The organism is Anaerohalosphaera lusitana, from assembly GCF_002007645.1.
Lineage (GTDB): Bacteria > Planctomycetota > Phycisphaerae > Sedimentisphaerales > Anaerohalosphaeraceae > Anaerohalosphaera > Anaerohalosphaera lusitana.
Window position 1 is genome coordinate 2372856 of sequence record NZ_CP019791.1, and the last position, 14642, is coordinate 2387497.

A 14642-nucleotide genomic window follows, 5' to 3' on the forward strand; every position below is an offset into this window, starting at 1 on the left:
TACTCGTGGTAGGCTACGCTTTACGTCTGCGGCGAGTGATGCCGAACAGACCTGCCGCCAGTAGTGAAATGGTTGCAGGCTCAGGTGTTACTGCTACGTTATCCACCAGCACTTTCTGCCTGCCTTGTGACTGAACAAGCAACCACAGCGGATCGCCTTCTGTGCCGGTTGATCCTGTGTTCAGAGAGACATTAACCTCGAAGGTCCCCATGTCATCGCCGTTTGGATAGTCGAACTGCTGAGACTCTGCGATCATGGTGGCACCAACGACGTTTACCAGATTGTCCGGTGGTACGTCATTGTCGCCCGCATCAGAAGCAAGCGAGGCGTCGCCGCCTGCGAACAGGCTTATCTTCAACCCGCCGTAGCTTTTTCCTGCTACCTTGCCGCTTAGCATGCGGATATCTAGGGACATGTCTGCTTCCCAGGTGCCTATCTGCTGGAACATCCAGCTCTGATTACCGAACTGCATCCACATTTCTCCATAAGGTGTTTCCGGGTATGCAGGGTCGGTGTCAGATTGCAAGCCAGTGTAAGGACCTCTCTCAAACCAGCCGTCATCCCAGGTATCGCTCTCGAAGCTGGGGTCCGAAACACCCGTCAGTGCGGCACCGGCCGATGTGTTCATGCCCAAAATGAGCAATGCCAACGTGACACAAAATACTAACCTTTTCATCATCTTCCCTCTCAAACAAAACAAAAAAATCAAACAACAGGGTAAAACATTATCCCTGTAACTTTACTAAAAATCTAATTCATGCTTTCGATTCCGGCCTTATACAGCTTGCTTATCTCGACAGGTGAAAGGATGCGATCATATTCGGTGATCTCCGAGATCGCTCCATCGAACGACTGAAGCTGCGGCATCTCGTCGCTAAGTCTGGGGTTAAAGCCGAGCTGCCAGTTGCCATAGAATTTGGCAGCAAAATACTGCGCATCGAGCCTTTTTAACTGTGATTGAAGTTCGCCGTTAATATACAGTTGCCCATAACCCTTGCCATCTACAGTGATAACCGTATGATACCATTTGGTCGGCTTCAATGGCTCTTTACTGCTTATCGAAGCAAGTTCAGGGTCTTTGCGTGTTTTGTACCAGACGTAAGCAATTTTGCCGTCTTCGTCTATTGTGATCAGTCGATATCTAACTTTTGCACGGTTTGTGCTGGATAGGATCAGTTGGGGAGCCAGCTTGTCAGCCCGGATCCACAGCGAATATGAATACGATGTCTGGGTCAATCGCTCGTCTGGCCCGGAACGAATGCCTGCTGCCGGTACTGATATTAAGCTTTCGTCGCCATGCAGCTTTGCTGCAGCACATTCCGGGACCTCTGGTCCGAATGGACCGCTAACGAGATCAATCGTCCCCTTGTATTTGATATTGACCCTGGATCTGTCAAGAAGATCGGTAAGGCTCTGTGCCGCTCCCGGTTCGAACCGCCAATAGACTGCCGGCTTCAGACTTCTGGCATAGCGTTCATATTCTGAAGGAACAAAGGTCTTGAAATGCTCCCGCTTCAACGATACAGTCTGCAACCTTCCTTTAGATACTTTTCCTGCTTGTCCGCCCATTAGCGAGAGCATCTTTGAACTGGTGGCATTTTTGTCAGCAAAAAGGTCAACACGGCCTTTGTAAACGTGCGTTTCAGTGGTCGCCGTTTCCGGATTAACATTTACGCCGAACTCCGTGCCTCTGTCCACGACAAGACCATCAGGGGTTTCAACGACAAATTCACTTATCGAGCCGTCAACGCGGGCGTACATCTTACCAGCCGAAAGCTTCATACGGCTCGTCGTTGACAATTCAAAACTGGCCGGGCCCTCGACCACTACTTCAGCACCATTCAGAAAATCCATTTCCAAGAGCCCATCACCGAGAGAATAGGAACCTTCACGCATGGCATCCATGTTGTTTTGGTCCGGATGTCCTATCTGCCAACTAGTATCGACCGAGTCACCGACATATGCCACTATCTCCGGCGTACCAGGCACAAACAGAATTATCACGGCAAGCATCAGCATCGCTGCAGCAGAGACCGCAAAAGTCACAATGGGCCATTTTGCATATTCTCTTTCATGAGGATAATCATGAACGGTTGCTATGACATGTTGCTCCTGTTCATCTTTGACCGCCAGATCTTCGTAAACCTCTGCGTTCTTTTCTTCAGCAGCAAGAGCCCTCAGTATATAGTTGAATTCTTTCGGATCACAAAACTCACAAGGTTCTTCACTCGTACAATTCTGATCGAGGTATTCAAAATGCCTGAGATCAGAACACATGTTCATGTACTTCACATACAGCCTGCACGAGAATTCGTCAGTGGCGACCAGGTGATCGAGTCGCGCGAATTCCTTCTCTGTAAGCCTCTCTTCGCGAGCTCCTTCGAACAGATCAAAAAGTTCTTTCAATTGTTCGTGACGGGTGTTCATTTATGATCTTCCTGTGCGAGTGATCTTTCTATGCAATTAAAAAGTGCAATATGTAAGCGGCGAAACGTTTTGTATAGCGTATGTACACTTCGGTCGAGCTGGTCCGCAATGCCGCGTATCGTAGCGGAACCTGAGTAGCGAAGACGTAGTAAACGTCGATCGTCATCTCCCATTTTACCCAGGCATCCGCGAAGAGCGTCTCTCCTGCATTGTTCGTAGCTGCTGCATTCCGCAGAGGCGGCAGCTATCGAATCCAGGGCGTCTTCACTGAACATATTTTTCTCCTTTTTGTCCTTGCGAACATGTTCCAGTATCCTGTAACGAGCGATCGTTATGGCCCATCCGGCAAAATTGCTGCCCCGTTCAAAACTGTCAAAATGAGCCCACATATGCGACAACGTGTCCTGCACGACATCGTCCACTCCATCCCAGCCGCTCAGAGAGGCAGTCACATACCCATAAAGAGTTCTCTGGATCGGCAAATACAGCCTCATGAACTCATCGTGCCTGTCCATTTGCTGCTTATTGACATCATTAATATACTCTTGTGACATTTTATTCCCTCTCAAAGTCGGGCTTTCTGTTACCAATAGGAGCAACAGTTGCCTCAATTAGTATGATAAAACGGGGTTTACAAAAAAAAATTGACCAATGACTGTATAATAAAAGGTCAAGTTGTATATGTAGACCAATTATGATCTCTCAATAGCGGGTACGGCCCCCAAAGTGTCGATCATATAAACATCTATCCGGTTCGCGCAGCCCGCTGCTTACGCATTCGAAATTTCAACGTTTTCAAAGGATAAGGCTCAGACGGAACATCTGGGATGCAAGCAGGTCATGAAGGCCCCTTCTTAAATACATCGAAAGGATTTCAATTATGCCTGTGAGAATATTCCTCATTTCAACTATTTTACTAACTCACGCTGCCCGAATCAAGTTTTAAGCGATATCTGGCGGTTGTGCCCTTACTAGCCGTCTAAAGCGGATTTAACAGTGACAGACTGTTTGTTTATGCTTGCATTTGTCCGGAACTGTGTTATATCTTTTTCTATGACATATATAACGATACCAATAGCGGCAAAGACGGCGGATTCGGCAGGTCAGCAGATAACCAAGGCGGCACACGCCGGAGCCGAAATCCTGGAACTCAGACTCGACAGCCTCCCGCAGCTCAACGCGGAAAATGTCTCTCGGCTCGTGGCCTTCGCCAAAGCAACCGAGCTCGGCGTCATAGCGACCTGCAGGGACAACGCCGAGGGCGGCACAGGCGACTGGCCGCAGGATGTCCGCACCCGAATGCTTTGCGAAGCGATCCAGGCCGGCGCCGATTATGTCGACTGCGAACTGGCCAACTACTACGATCCCGCTGTAAGAGAACCAATCGACAAATCTCTGGCAGGCAAACCAAGCTGCCGCCTGATATTATCATGCCACAACTTCGAGGGCACCTTCACAGATCTCACGGCCCTGTATAAGGAAATGGCCGACCAGGGCGGGCGAGTCATACCCAAGCTCGCATACACCGCCAAACATATAAACGACTGCTTCCCTGCTATCGACCTGCTGCGCACCAAGGACCGTGACGCCATCGTCATCTGCATGGGCGAGGCAGGATACATCACCCGAGTGCTCGCCAAACGCTTCGGCTCATACCTGACATTTGCATGCCTTGACGAACAGTGCTCCACCGCCCCCGGCCAGGTTAGCATCGACGAACTCAAAAACCTTTACAGATGGGACAGCATCGGACCCAATACCAGGCTCTTCGGCGTGATCGGTTCCCCGATCGCACACTCGATGAGCCCACCCATGTTCAACGCCATCTTCGAACACAAAAACCTGGACTGCCTGTACCTCCTGCTAAGAGTCGACGGCGAAATGCCCGAATTCGCAGAGTTCATGGATAATATTACCGACCGCGAAAGGGTCGGACTCATCGATTTCGGCGGATTCAGCGTCACTCTCCCCCACAAGGCCCACGCTGTAGACTACGCCGAAGAAAAGGGCGAATACCTCGAACCTCTCGCAGCTACCATCGGCGCAGTCAACACGCTCAAGGTCGGCGTCAACGGCCGAGTAAGCGGCTTCAACACCGATTACGCGGGCGCATTGGACGCCATAACAAGCACACTCGGCATCGAACGCCACGGGCTCCACGGCAAGAAGGTCGCAGTAGTCGGTGCCGGCGGCGTCGGCAGGGCGGTAGTCGCAGGCCTTGCGGATGTCGGTGCAAAGATCGTGATCTACAACCGCACAATTCAAAAGGCCAAAGACCTCGCAGGCGAGTTCCACTGTAAATACGCAGGCCTGGACGAGCTTACAGACATGGACGCCGAGATCATCGTCAACTGCACCAGCATCGGCATGCACCCCGACGTCGACAGCTCCCCTGTCCCTCGCGAATGCATCAAACAAGGCATGGTTGTTTTCGATACGATATACAATCCGCTCGAAACCAAAATTCTGCAATACGCCCGCGAAGCCGGCGCAAAAACTGTCAGCGGAGCCGAAATGTTCGTGCGGCAGGCCATGAAGCAGTTCAAAATATACTTCGGCGAAGAGCCCCCCGAGCAAATAATGCGCAAAGCCGTAAGCGAACGCCTAGGCGGGGAGTTTTAAAAGCATCGCAGCAATAGCAAAGGATGGATGGCAGAACTTTTACATTAACTAATTCAGGGAAAGGGTCATTTGTGAAAAGATCATGCGGGTTCCGATTTTGTTTTCTGTCAACTATTCTGTTTCTATGCGTAAATACTGTACACGCCAAAACGCCTGCCGAAGAACTGGCTCAAAAAGTCGTCGGCGATGATACTCTGGGCTTCGTCGCCACAAGCGGCACCGACCATATCGGCCAGGCATTCCGAGAATCCACTCTAGGCATGCTCTGGAACGACCAGCAGCTCCAGCAGTTCGTTGAATCACTTGAGAGTGCGATCGTTCAGAATGTGCAGATGGAAATCGGAGAGGGACAGGAGGGGGTCAATGAGTTCAAGGACTTTGCCGGCAGTGCATTAAGCTGCCCAACAGTTCTGGTCGTTTCAGGCGATCCTGTAAGGACAGCTTTTGTTATCGATGCCAGTCGCAACAAGGTGGAACTGGAAAAGGCATACAAGGCCTTGCTCGCAGTTGATCCAAATGCTGTAACGGATAAGATAACGTTCGAGGGCTATGAACTCAACTCCAGCATTGATGAAATGATGCACGGCTATCACGGATTCGTTGATGATTATTTCGTCGCCGCCTTCGATGATAAGCAAGGCAAGACGGTGAAAAGGCTTTTGCGTTCACAAACATCGCACCTCGATCGCTTTGGTGAATTACAGGCAAACGGCGACGCCTTGGCAATCTATGTCGACTTTCCGCGGATCATGAAGAAGGTGGAATCCCTGGCGGAGAAGGAAAACAACCCCGGTGATGTTGAGGATGTCAAGATCGTTCTGAACAAGCTCGGTTTTCTCAACACCGGCGTCATTGCTGAGCGTTTAGGCTTTGCAGGCAAGGATCTGGCTTGTGACACCCTCATTGAAATCCAGGGCCAACCGACCGGGCTCTGGACCACCCTCAAACCAGTCGATTACAGCATTCTGCAGGTGATAGATGATCGCGTTATGAATGTAACGCTGCTCAACTGCGATTTCGGCAAGGCTGTGGATATCGTAGTAGACGCCGTCAAAGCAGTCGCACCGGCACATGATTTTGCAGAAATGAAACAGCAGTACACAGCATGGGAAGAAAAGATCGGCGTTTCCGTGCGAAAAGATATAATCGATGCAATGGCTGGCCCAATGGCGTTTTACGCCGTCCCCTCAGGCGCGGTCATGGACGCTCCGCGCGGAGCATTCGCAGCCGTGATAAAGATGTCCAATGAACAGAAGATGGATAATCTTATCAGCAAGGTCGCCCAGATAGCAAAGACACTGCAAAGCCAGGAGATCCAGTTCAGCGTCGTCGAAAAGGGCGGCAGGACCTATTACTACCTTTCGTCAACTGCCCTGTCCTTCATGGGTATACTGCCCAGTTGGACGGTCGACGGTGATTACCTGATCCTTGCATCCAGCGCGGCCCTCTGCGAGCAGACCGCCAACGAGCTCAGCCGGGGTAAAACCGCCGGCAACTCGATTGTGACCAGCGAGCGTTACAAAGCCGCCGTTCCCAACCAGCTTCCAAAGGACGCGGTATTCTTCCGCTATGTGGATTCTCAGGCCCAGTTAAGGCATACCATCATGAGTGCTCAGCAGTTCTGGCCCATGATGACTATGGGTCTTTCACAGCAGGGTATCAAGTTACCCGTTATGCTGCCCAACTTCGCATCTGTCATCGACAAGGTTCAGGGTTCGTACACCTATGCCCAATTTACCGACAATGGTTTTGAATCTGAATATCGCGGCACAGGCCTCGAGCCCGCAGTTGCAGGCGCCATAGGCGGGATCAGTGCAGCAGTCGCTATCCCTGCCGTCCATCAGACTCGAATTATTGCCAGAGAAGTGGCCGCAGGAAGTCAACTAAGGCAAATTGGTCATGCTGCCTATTCATATGCAACTGAAAATAACGATCAATTTCCGCCCAATTTAGAGGTTCTTATACAAAAAGGCTACTTGGACGTGTTGCCGGAATCACCACGCAAACCCGACAGCTTTTCTGGCCCAAGCTATATATACGTGTCCGGCAGAAGTGTTGCGTCGGAACCGGACGAAGTACTGGCGTTTGAAAATCCTGATTTCCTTGCAGAAGGCGATGAGATTAATGTGCTGTTTATAGATTCTCATGTGGAACGAATGCCGATCAGCGAGTTTAGAAAGATAGCTGCTGAGGATGATAATATTAAGTAAATCAGATAGTTCATTACGCTTGTTTTTTGACTGCAAACCTGTATAATTCGTCCTTTCGAACGTATTTTAGAATTAGCTTGGCGTTGCGACTGCGGTCGCACCCAATCTCCAAAATTTTAGCAAAGGTAAGGAAATTATGGCTAAGAAGGAAAAGATCGTACTCGCATACAGCGGCGGACTAGACACCAGTGTTATCCTCCCGTGGCTCAAAGAAACTTACGGCTATGAGGTTATCGCATACGCAGCCGACGTAGGTCAGGGCGCAGAACTCAAGGGTATCAAGCAGAAGGCACGCAAGACAGGCGCAAAGAAGACATACGTCGAGGACCTGCGCAAAGAGTTCGTAGAGGATTACGTCTGGCCGACCCTCAAAAGCGGTGCCATCTACGAAAACGAGTACCTGCTCGGCACAAGCATCGCCCGCCCGCTCATCGCAAAGCGGCAGGTAGAGATCGCCCAGGCCGAAGGCGCGACCGCAGTAGCACACGGCGCGACCGGCAAGGGCAACGACCAGGTCCGCTTCGAGCTCACCTTCATGGCCCTCGATCCCTCGCTCAAGATCGTCGCCCCGTGGAAGGATTCGAACTTCACCATGCGAAGCCGTGAAGCTGCCATCGACTACGCCAAAGAACGTAATATCCCCATCGACCAGTCGAAGAAGAAGATCTACTCGCGCGACCGCAACCTCTGGCACATCTCCCACGAAGGCGCAGACCTCGAGGACCCGTGGAACGAGCCGAAGGACGATCTCTTCGTCATGTCCAACCCCATCAGCAAGACGCCGAACAAGGCTGATTACGTAGAGATCGGCTTTGAGCAGGGCATCCCCGTCAAGCTCAACGGCAGGGCGATCAACGGCGTCACCATGATCGAACGCCTCAATGATATCGGCGGCAAGCACGGCGTCGGTCAGGCCGACCTGGTCGAAAACCGCCTGGTAGGTATCAAATCCCGAGGTGTATACGAAACACCTGGCGGAACGATCCTCGTGCAGGCTCACAAGTTCCTCGAAATGCTCACGCTCGACCGCGAAACAACCCATTACAAGCAGCAGATCGCACTGAAATACGCTGATCTAGTATACGATGGACAATGGTTCAGCCCGCTGCGCGAAGCTCTGGACGCATTCGTCGATCAGACGCAGAAGAACGTCACAGGCACCGTCAAGCTCAAGCTGTTCAAGGGCCGCTGCACACTGGCGGGCATGAAGAGCCCCAAGAGTCTCTACAGCAGTGACCTGGCAAGCTTCACAATGGGCGCAGAATACGACAGCACCGACGCTACCGGCTTCATCAAGCTGTTCGGCCTGCCAATGAAGGTCTCAGGAGTGGTTGACCGTCAGACTTCAGGCAAAACCTCCGGCCGCAGGACCCGCAAGACAGCAAAGAAAAAGACTGCCCGCAGGAAGACGACCAAACGCACAACGCGCAAAAAGTAACTTGAAGCGGCACTAAACGAAGGGATTCGCCGTGGAACTTGAAACGATCATTATGATTTTTCTGTTCGCTTTCGGAAGTTGTATAGGCAGCTTCCTGAACGTGGTCATTTACCGTCTGCCTCGTGATAAGTCGCTGGTCTTTCCACCGTCCGCATGCCCGGGCTGTGACAAGAGAATAGCTTTCTATGACAATATACCGATCCTGTCCTGGCTCCTTCTCGGCGGCAAGTGCCGTGCATGCAAACAGAAGATCTCGCCGCGGTACATCGTCGTAGAGCTGATTACCGGCCTGCTTTTTCTGGCTCTATATGTGGCCTACTTCAAGTCCGGCATGCGCCGCATCGAAATTGCAGGCGACACCGGTTTTCAGGCCTTCGTTCACGGTGGGTGGTTCTTCTATCTCATAAGCATAACGCTCATCGCGGCGTTCCTTGCAGGTTCAGCCATCGACCTGGATCTATGGGTCATACCGCTATCGCTTTGCTGGTTCGTGACCGCTGCAGGGTTCATCGGCAGCACAGCCGCCCCTTATATCATAGAAGCCAACGTCGTAAGGGACTTTCACCTCTTTCCCACCGCAGGCGCTAAAACCGGCGCCTTAGCGATCGGAAGCTCCATCGGCCTGATGATCTCGCTGATCGGTCTAAAACTCGGCCTGCTCCCTCAAAGCTACGCATTCGAGCAGGACCAGGATGCGGATACGGAAATAGACGAAGAATCCATCAATCACAGGCTCGAAGCATGGCGGGAGATCGTTTTTCTGATGCCCGTTATCGTATTGACGGCTGTTGCGTGGATTGTTTACCGCAGTGTCCCCGCATTCCAGAGCTGGTGCATTGATATCACCACCATACCGCCGATCAGCGGCTTATTAGGCAGTATCTGGGGCTATATCATTGGCGCAGCCGTCGTCTGGGCCACCCGCATTTTCGGTACGCTGGGCTTCGGTAAAGAGGCTATGGGACTCGGAGACGTCCATCTGATGGGAGCCGCCGGCGCGGTAATAGGCCCTGTTTTCGCCACCGTCGCCTTCTTCGTCGCACCATTTTTCGGCATCGCATGGGCCATTTATCAGGCATTTTTCCAAAAAACCCGGCAAATTCCCTACGGTCCCTTCTTGTCTTTAGGTGTGTTTGCAGTTATGATTCTCCATGACTGGATGGTTGCGTACTGGTCCAGCAGGTATTTCGCAGGTTAGCTTTATCTCACTTCGCATTTAACGAAAGGGATGTCATTATGATCAAGACGTTTGGCAAGGTCGCTGTTTTACTGATTCTGGTTGTGCTCGTTTCAGGCCTGACAGGCTGTACCGACTGGAAAAAGAAATACAATTCTTTGAACGTGGAGCATCAGAACCTCCAGGGCCTCTATGAAGGCTGTGTCACTTCACTCGATGCTGCATCTGCGGACAAGGCCCGTCTCAGCTCACAACTGAACCAGAGCCAGAAGACTATCGATCAGCTCCAGCAGGAGATCGAAGAAATGAACGTCAGCCCAGGCGAAGCTACCGGCTTCGGCGAAGGCATGGACGTCGCCGTTGATGCCGAAAAGGGCACCATCACAGTTACTCTGCCCAACGCGATACTCTTCGCACCCGGCAAGGCTAGCCTCAAAAAGGCAACCAGCTCCGAACTCGATCACATCCTCAACGTCCTGAACGAGCGTTACGCGGGCAAGGACGTCGACGTTGTGGGCCACACCGACAGCGATCCGATCCGCAAGTCCAACTGGGACGATAACTGGCAGCTTTCAGCCGAACGCGCACTGAGCGTACTCAGATACCTCAACAAACGCGATCTGGACAGCGAAAACCTTCGTGCGGTAGCATGCGGAGCGAGCCGCCCAGTGGCTTCCAACTCAACCGTAGCAGGCAAGGCCAAAAACCGCCGCGTCGAGATCGTGGTACACGCTCGCTAGACACGAGACCATACAAGAATAATCTAAGCGGGACGGCGATCAAAAAGCTGTCCTGCTTTTTTATTGCGCCAAACTCACTCTCCCGGCCGCAGATGCCCGCATGCACTAACGTCCCCATCAACCCCAATCTCCACGGTTACCGCCCCATGCGAAGCGGTAGCATAATGATCCCCATCAAAGTCCGGCCTATAAACGCTATTCAATCGCCCCCGTGAACAGCTCGCTATCACAACCTCCGGCTCCAGCGACTGCACAAAGCTCTCCACCAGATGCGTCGTCGACCCATGGTGCGGCAATATCAGCACATCCGCTCCCAAATCCGGATACCGCTCCATGATCCCGCCCTGAGCGTACTCTTCGATGTCGCTCGATATAAGTATCGACCTCCCCGCAAATCGCACAAGGAACACGCTCGACGAATCGTTGTCCGACAGGGCAATATCACCCGCCGCCGATTCGACCGGCCATATCACATCGATTTTCACTGACCCGCCATCCAACAAGCCCCCATCCAGCAGCGTCAGCGAACCTCCCCGCTCGGCAACAGCATCCCGCAGAAAACTCGCCGTCGCCGAATCACTCTCAATAACGCCCCGATTACCAAGTATCCGCTCCACATCGCACTGCTCCACGATCTCCGGCAAGCCGTTCAGATGATCGATATCCTCGTGACTGATACACACAGCATCCAGCCGGTCGATGCCGCGGTGCTGCAGAAACGGCACAACCACCCGCGACCCAATATCGTTCCGCGTCAGCGAACCAGCATCAAACAGCATATTCTCCCCGCTTGGCGTTTCGAGCAACACCGCCTGCCCATGCCCCACATTCAGCACCGTCAACCGCAAGCCGTCCTCCCCCCTCGCAAGCAAATTAACACCGAACGGCAGCAAAACCCCCACGCAAGCAGCCGACACGCCCATACGCCTCAAAACCCGCCGCCGATACTGCCCAAACCTCATAAACAGCACGCCCGCATAATAAACCACCACCATCCAAATCGCCACTTCACCGACCCGCAAAGCAGTAACATCGATCTCCGCCAGAAACCGCACCAGCCAGATCAGGCATTCAGCCATCGAATCCACGAACACACTCAACGCAACCCCCACAGTCGGAAACACCATCCCCGCCAATATCTGCACCATCGAACCCGCTATGATCGCCAGCACCAGCGGATACGCAAAAACCGTCCACACCGCCGACGCCCCCGACACCGAGCCAAAGTGATACAATATAATCGCGGCCCCGCCGATCCATGCCGCCGCCCCGACCGTCAATAGCTCCAGCATGTGTCTCCCCACCCAGATAGCGAATTTTGCCGCCCCAACACTGCTCGCCGCATACAGCTCACCAAGCCTATCACCAACCACCCGATTAGCAAAACTGTGCAACCGTGGCTGCAGCAGTATTATCCCCAGCACCGTCGCAAATGACAACTGAAACCCCGCATTGAACAACTGAGTCGGCCGATACAGCAGCAAACATATCCCAGCCAGCCCCAAAGTATTAAGAGCGTTCGGCTTGCGGTTCACAATCACCGACAGCGCGAAGAAAAAGCACAGTATCGCCGCCCGCGTTGTAGGCGGGCGAGACGGCACAGCCAGAACATAAACACCAACCACCCCCATCAATATCATAGCTCTCGCCGTCTTCAAAAATCCCGCATGCCTGCACAGCACCCACACAAAATACGCGAACATCCCGATATGCATGCCTGACAGACTGATAAAATGCGCCAGCCCCGTCTTGCGAAACGCCGCATGCGTCTCTGCATCTATATTCGACCGATTCCCGAGCAGCAGCGCCTCTATCAGCCCCCGCGTCTGCATGCCCGCACAACCGTCCTCGATCAACTGCTCACGAAACAAATCCGCCAGTCTAACCCGCACGCCTGGCAAACTCGCCCATCCGTTACTTTCCACAACCCGTATCGACCCCGCACCATTCACGGACGCACCAACATGAATATTGCGCCTTGCAAGATACGCCTGAAAATCAAACTCACCCGGATTCGTAGGTGGACTGAACCTGTCCAGCCAGCAGTGAAGCTCCACCAAATCCCCGCATTGCACCGACCGAACCTTGCTGTTTACCTGCACCCGCACTTTTCCGCTAACGGCCGCAAAGCCTCCCCGCGTCTTGACGCTCTCGCATTCCAGATAAAAGCTCGACCCCGGCTTGTTAAACCCCCACCCCGAGAACGCCCACGCATCCCGTCCCGGCGTAAAAACCTTCGAACACACTCGACCCCGCAACGTCGCCAGCGTACGCTCTTCGCCCGCGACCCTTGTTATATGATTCCCAGGCAGAGTCTCATACGACGCCACACGCACAGCACCGATCCCCATGAATAAGGCAATCGCAATGAACGCAACAGACCTACCGCCACCAGCATCCCACCGCGAAACCAGCACCGCCGCCCCCGCAAGCACAACAATCGCAATGAACCAGAATACAGCATTCAGTCCGCACAAATGCTGAACAGCAATACCAGCGGTCAGTCCGACCGCCAGCAGAAACAAAGGCGAACGCGACATGAAAAAGTCGAACAAACTCCGCCGTTCCGCCAGTTGTTCGTCAAGCAGTTTAAGCTGCTGACGAATCTGATCCATACTCCTTCTCCTAACTCGCTGCGTTCTCGAACCGCCCTGAACGAGATTCGATCAAAGCGAACCATTACTTCTTCTCGATCTTCTCCTTGCCGCCCATGTACGGCCTCAACGCCTCCGGTATCGTAATCGAACCATCCGCATTCTGATAAAGCTCCATCACAGGTATAAGTATCCGCGGCGAAGCGATCACCGTGTTGTTCAGCGTATGACAGAACACGTTCTTCTTACCGTCAGCCTTATACCTCAGATTCATCCTGCGTGCCTGGAAATCGTAAAACCGGCTCGCGGAATGCGTCTCACCGAAACTCTCCCGCGACGGCATCCACGCCTCGATATCATACTTCTGCACCTGTCCCTTACCCAGATCACCCGTGCACACGTTCACAACGCGATAGGGCAGATTCAGCGCCTGCATCACCGCTTCACTGTTGCCCAAAATCTCCTCATGGAACTTCTTGCTCTGCTCTACATCGTTGACCCCGATGATCACCTGCTCAACCTTGTCGAACTGATGAATGCGATACAGTCCCCGAGTGTCCTTGCCCGCAGCACCAGCCTCTCGGCGGAAACACGTACTCTGCGCCACAAACTTCAACGGCAGATCCTCTTCACTCAGTATCTCACCCGAATGATACGCGGTCAAAGGCACCTCCGCCGTACCCGCCAGGTTCAGCTCATCCTTTTCCATGCGGTAAGTCTGCTCTTCCGCGCCCGGATAATACCCCGTGCTCATCATCGCTTCGTCCCGCATCAGCAGCGGCACGGACATAGGCCTGTAACCCTTGCTGATCATATGATCAAACGAAAACCGCAGTATCGCCCAATGCAGAAGGGCACCGTCGCCGGTCAGAAAATAATTCCGCGTCCCAGCCAGCTTCACCCCTCGCTCGATATCGATCATCCCAAGCTCCATACCGAGCTCGACATGGTCCTTCGGCTCGAAATCGAATTCGCGGATCTCGCCCCACTTGCGCATCTCGACATTTTCCGTATCGTCCTGTCCCAGCGGCACACCCACATCCGCAGGCTGAGGCACTTCCAGCATGATCCTGTCATATACCGGCTGCAGTTCCTTGGTCTTATCATTCAGACCGGCCTCTTCCTTCTTCAGCTCGCTCAATCTGTCGATGGCCTGTTTCTTCTCATCAGGACCCAGCTTCGGGATCGACTTGCCCACCGCGTTCTTTTCCGTAGCGATATCCTGCAACTGCTTTTTGACATTCAGCAGCTCCTCATCAACCGTCAGCAGCTTATCGATGTCCGCCGCGATGTTTTTATTTTCGCAAGCTTGTTTGAATTTCTGAGGCTCTTGCCTGATCTGTTTGATATCTATCATAATAAGTAAACTATTTTAACAACCTGGTTACGCCTGCGAGCGGCCGCCCGCGGAACAATTAATGTCCGGTTATTCTA

Annotated in this window: 9 protein-coding genes and 1 pseudogene; 5 read left to right on the forward strand and 5 right to left on the reverse strand. The window is 52.9% G+C overall.

Features of this window, described 5'->3' with window-relative positions:
- Nucleotides 1–13: 13 nt before the first annotated feature.
- From STSP2_RS09615 to STSP2_RS09625, 3 genes are all read right to left on the reverse strand, one after another.
- Complete coding sequence (locus STSP2_RS09615) at nt 14–679, reverse strand: PEP-CTERM sorting domain-containing protein (protein WP_146662155.1); 666 nt, start codon at nt 677–679, stop codon at nt 14–16.
- A gap of 71 nt (nt 680–750) precedes the next feature.
- Nucleotides 751–2427 carry a LamG-like jellyroll fold domain-containing protein gene (locus STSP2_RS09620; protein ID WP_146662157.1) on the reverse strand — a complete coding sequence of 559 codons (1677 nt, stop codon included), beginning with the start codon at nt 2425–2427 and terminating at the stop codon, nt 751–753.
- Nucleotides 2424–2981: a sigma-70 family RNA polymerase sigma factor gene (locus tag STSP2_RS09625; RefSeq protein ID WP_146662159.1), complete on the reverse strand. Its 558-nt coding sequence runs from the start codon at nt 2979–2981 to the stop codon at nt 2424–2426. Before STSP2_RS09625 ends, STSP2_RS09620 begins: the two co-directional genes overlap by 4 nt.
- Nucleotides 2982–3480: 499 nt before the next feature.
- Between STSP2_RS09625 and aroE the strand changes: the two genes are divergently transcribed.
- From aroE to STSP2_RS09650, 5 genes and pseudogenes are all read left to right on the forward strand, one after another.
- Nucleotides 3481–5049 (forward strand): shikimate dehydrogenase, encoded by a 1569-nt coding sequence (aroE, locus tag STSP2_RS09630; RefSeq protein ID WP_205847855.1) that lies wholly within the window; start codon nt 3481–3483, stop codon nt 5047–5049.
- 71 nt (nt 5050–5120) lie between these two features.
- A complete protein-coding gene (locus STSP2_RS09635; protein WP_146662163.1) occupies nt 5121–7259 on the forward strand; it encodes a hypothetical protein in 2139 nt (712 codons plus the stop codon).
- 136 nt (nt 7260–7395) lie between these two features.
- Nucleotides 7396–8604: pseudogene (locus STSP2_RS09640) on the forward strand (argininosuccinate synthase); the annotation flags it as partial.
- 124 nt (nt 8605–8728) lie between these two features.
- Complete coding sequence (locus STSP2_RS17870) at nt 8729–9895, forward strand: prepilin peptidase (RefSeq protein ID WP_269466427.1); 1167 nt, start codon at nt 8729–8731, stop codon at nt 9893–9895.
- A gap of 38 nt (nt 9896–9933) precedes the next feature.
- The gene (locus tag STSP2_RS09650) at nt 9934–10614 is read left to right on the forward strand and encodes an OmpA/MotB family protein (protein ID WP_146662167.1); all 681 of its coding nucleotides are present in this window, start codon (nt 9934–9936) and stop codon (nt 10612–10614) included.
- 74 nt (nt 10615–10688) lie between these two features.
- Here STSP2_RS09650 and STSP2_RS09655 read toward each other — a convergent pair whose 3' ends face one another.
- Together STSP2_RS09655 and serS are read right to left on the reverse strand one after the other, a co-directional pair.
- On the reverse strand, nt 10689–13229 hold the full coding sequence (locus STSP2_RS09655; RefSeq protein ID WP_146662168.1) for a DNA internalization-related competence protein ComEC/Rec2: 2541 nt from the start codon (nt 13227–13229) through the stop codon (nt 10689–10691).
- 64 nt (nt 13230–13293) lie between these two features.
- Nucleotides 13294–14565, reverse strand: a complete 1272-nt coding sequence (gene serS, locus STSP2_RS09660) for a serine--tRNA ligase (protein ID WP_146662170.1) — start codon at nt 14563–14565, stop codon at nt 13294–13296.
- Nucleotides 14566–14642 lie beyond the last annotated feature (77 nt).

Excerpts from the sequence above, each read along its gene's own strand:
- STSP2_RS09615 (WP_146662155.1), bottom strand. The coding sequence starts at position 679 with ATGATGAAAAGGTTAGTATTTTGTGTCACGTTGGCATTGCTCATTTTG.
- STSP2_RS09620 (WP_146662157.1), bottom strand. The coding sequence starts at position 2,427 with ATGAACACCCGTCACGAACAATTGAAAGAACTTTTTGATCTGTTCGAA.
- STSP2_RS09625 (WP_146662159.1), bottom strand. The coding sequence starts at position 2,981 with ATGTCACAAGAGTATATTAATGATGTCAATAAGCAGCAAATGGACAGG.
- aroE (WP_205847855.1), top strand. The coding sequence starts at position 3,481 with ATGACATATATAACGATACCAATAGCGGCAAAGACGGCGGATTCGGCA.
- STSP2_RS09650 (WP_146662167.1), top strand. The coding sequence starts at position 9,934 with ATGATCAAGACGTTTGGCAAGGTCGCTGTTTTACTGATTCTGGTTGTG.
- STSP2_RS09655 (WP_146662168.1), bottom strand. The coding sequence starts at position 13,229 with ATGGATCAGATTCGTCAGCAGCTTAAACTGCTTGACGAACAACTGGCG.
- serS (WP_146662170.1), bottom strand. The coding sequence starts at position 14,565 with ATGATAGATATCAAACAGATCAGGCAAGAGCCTCAGAAATTCAAACAA.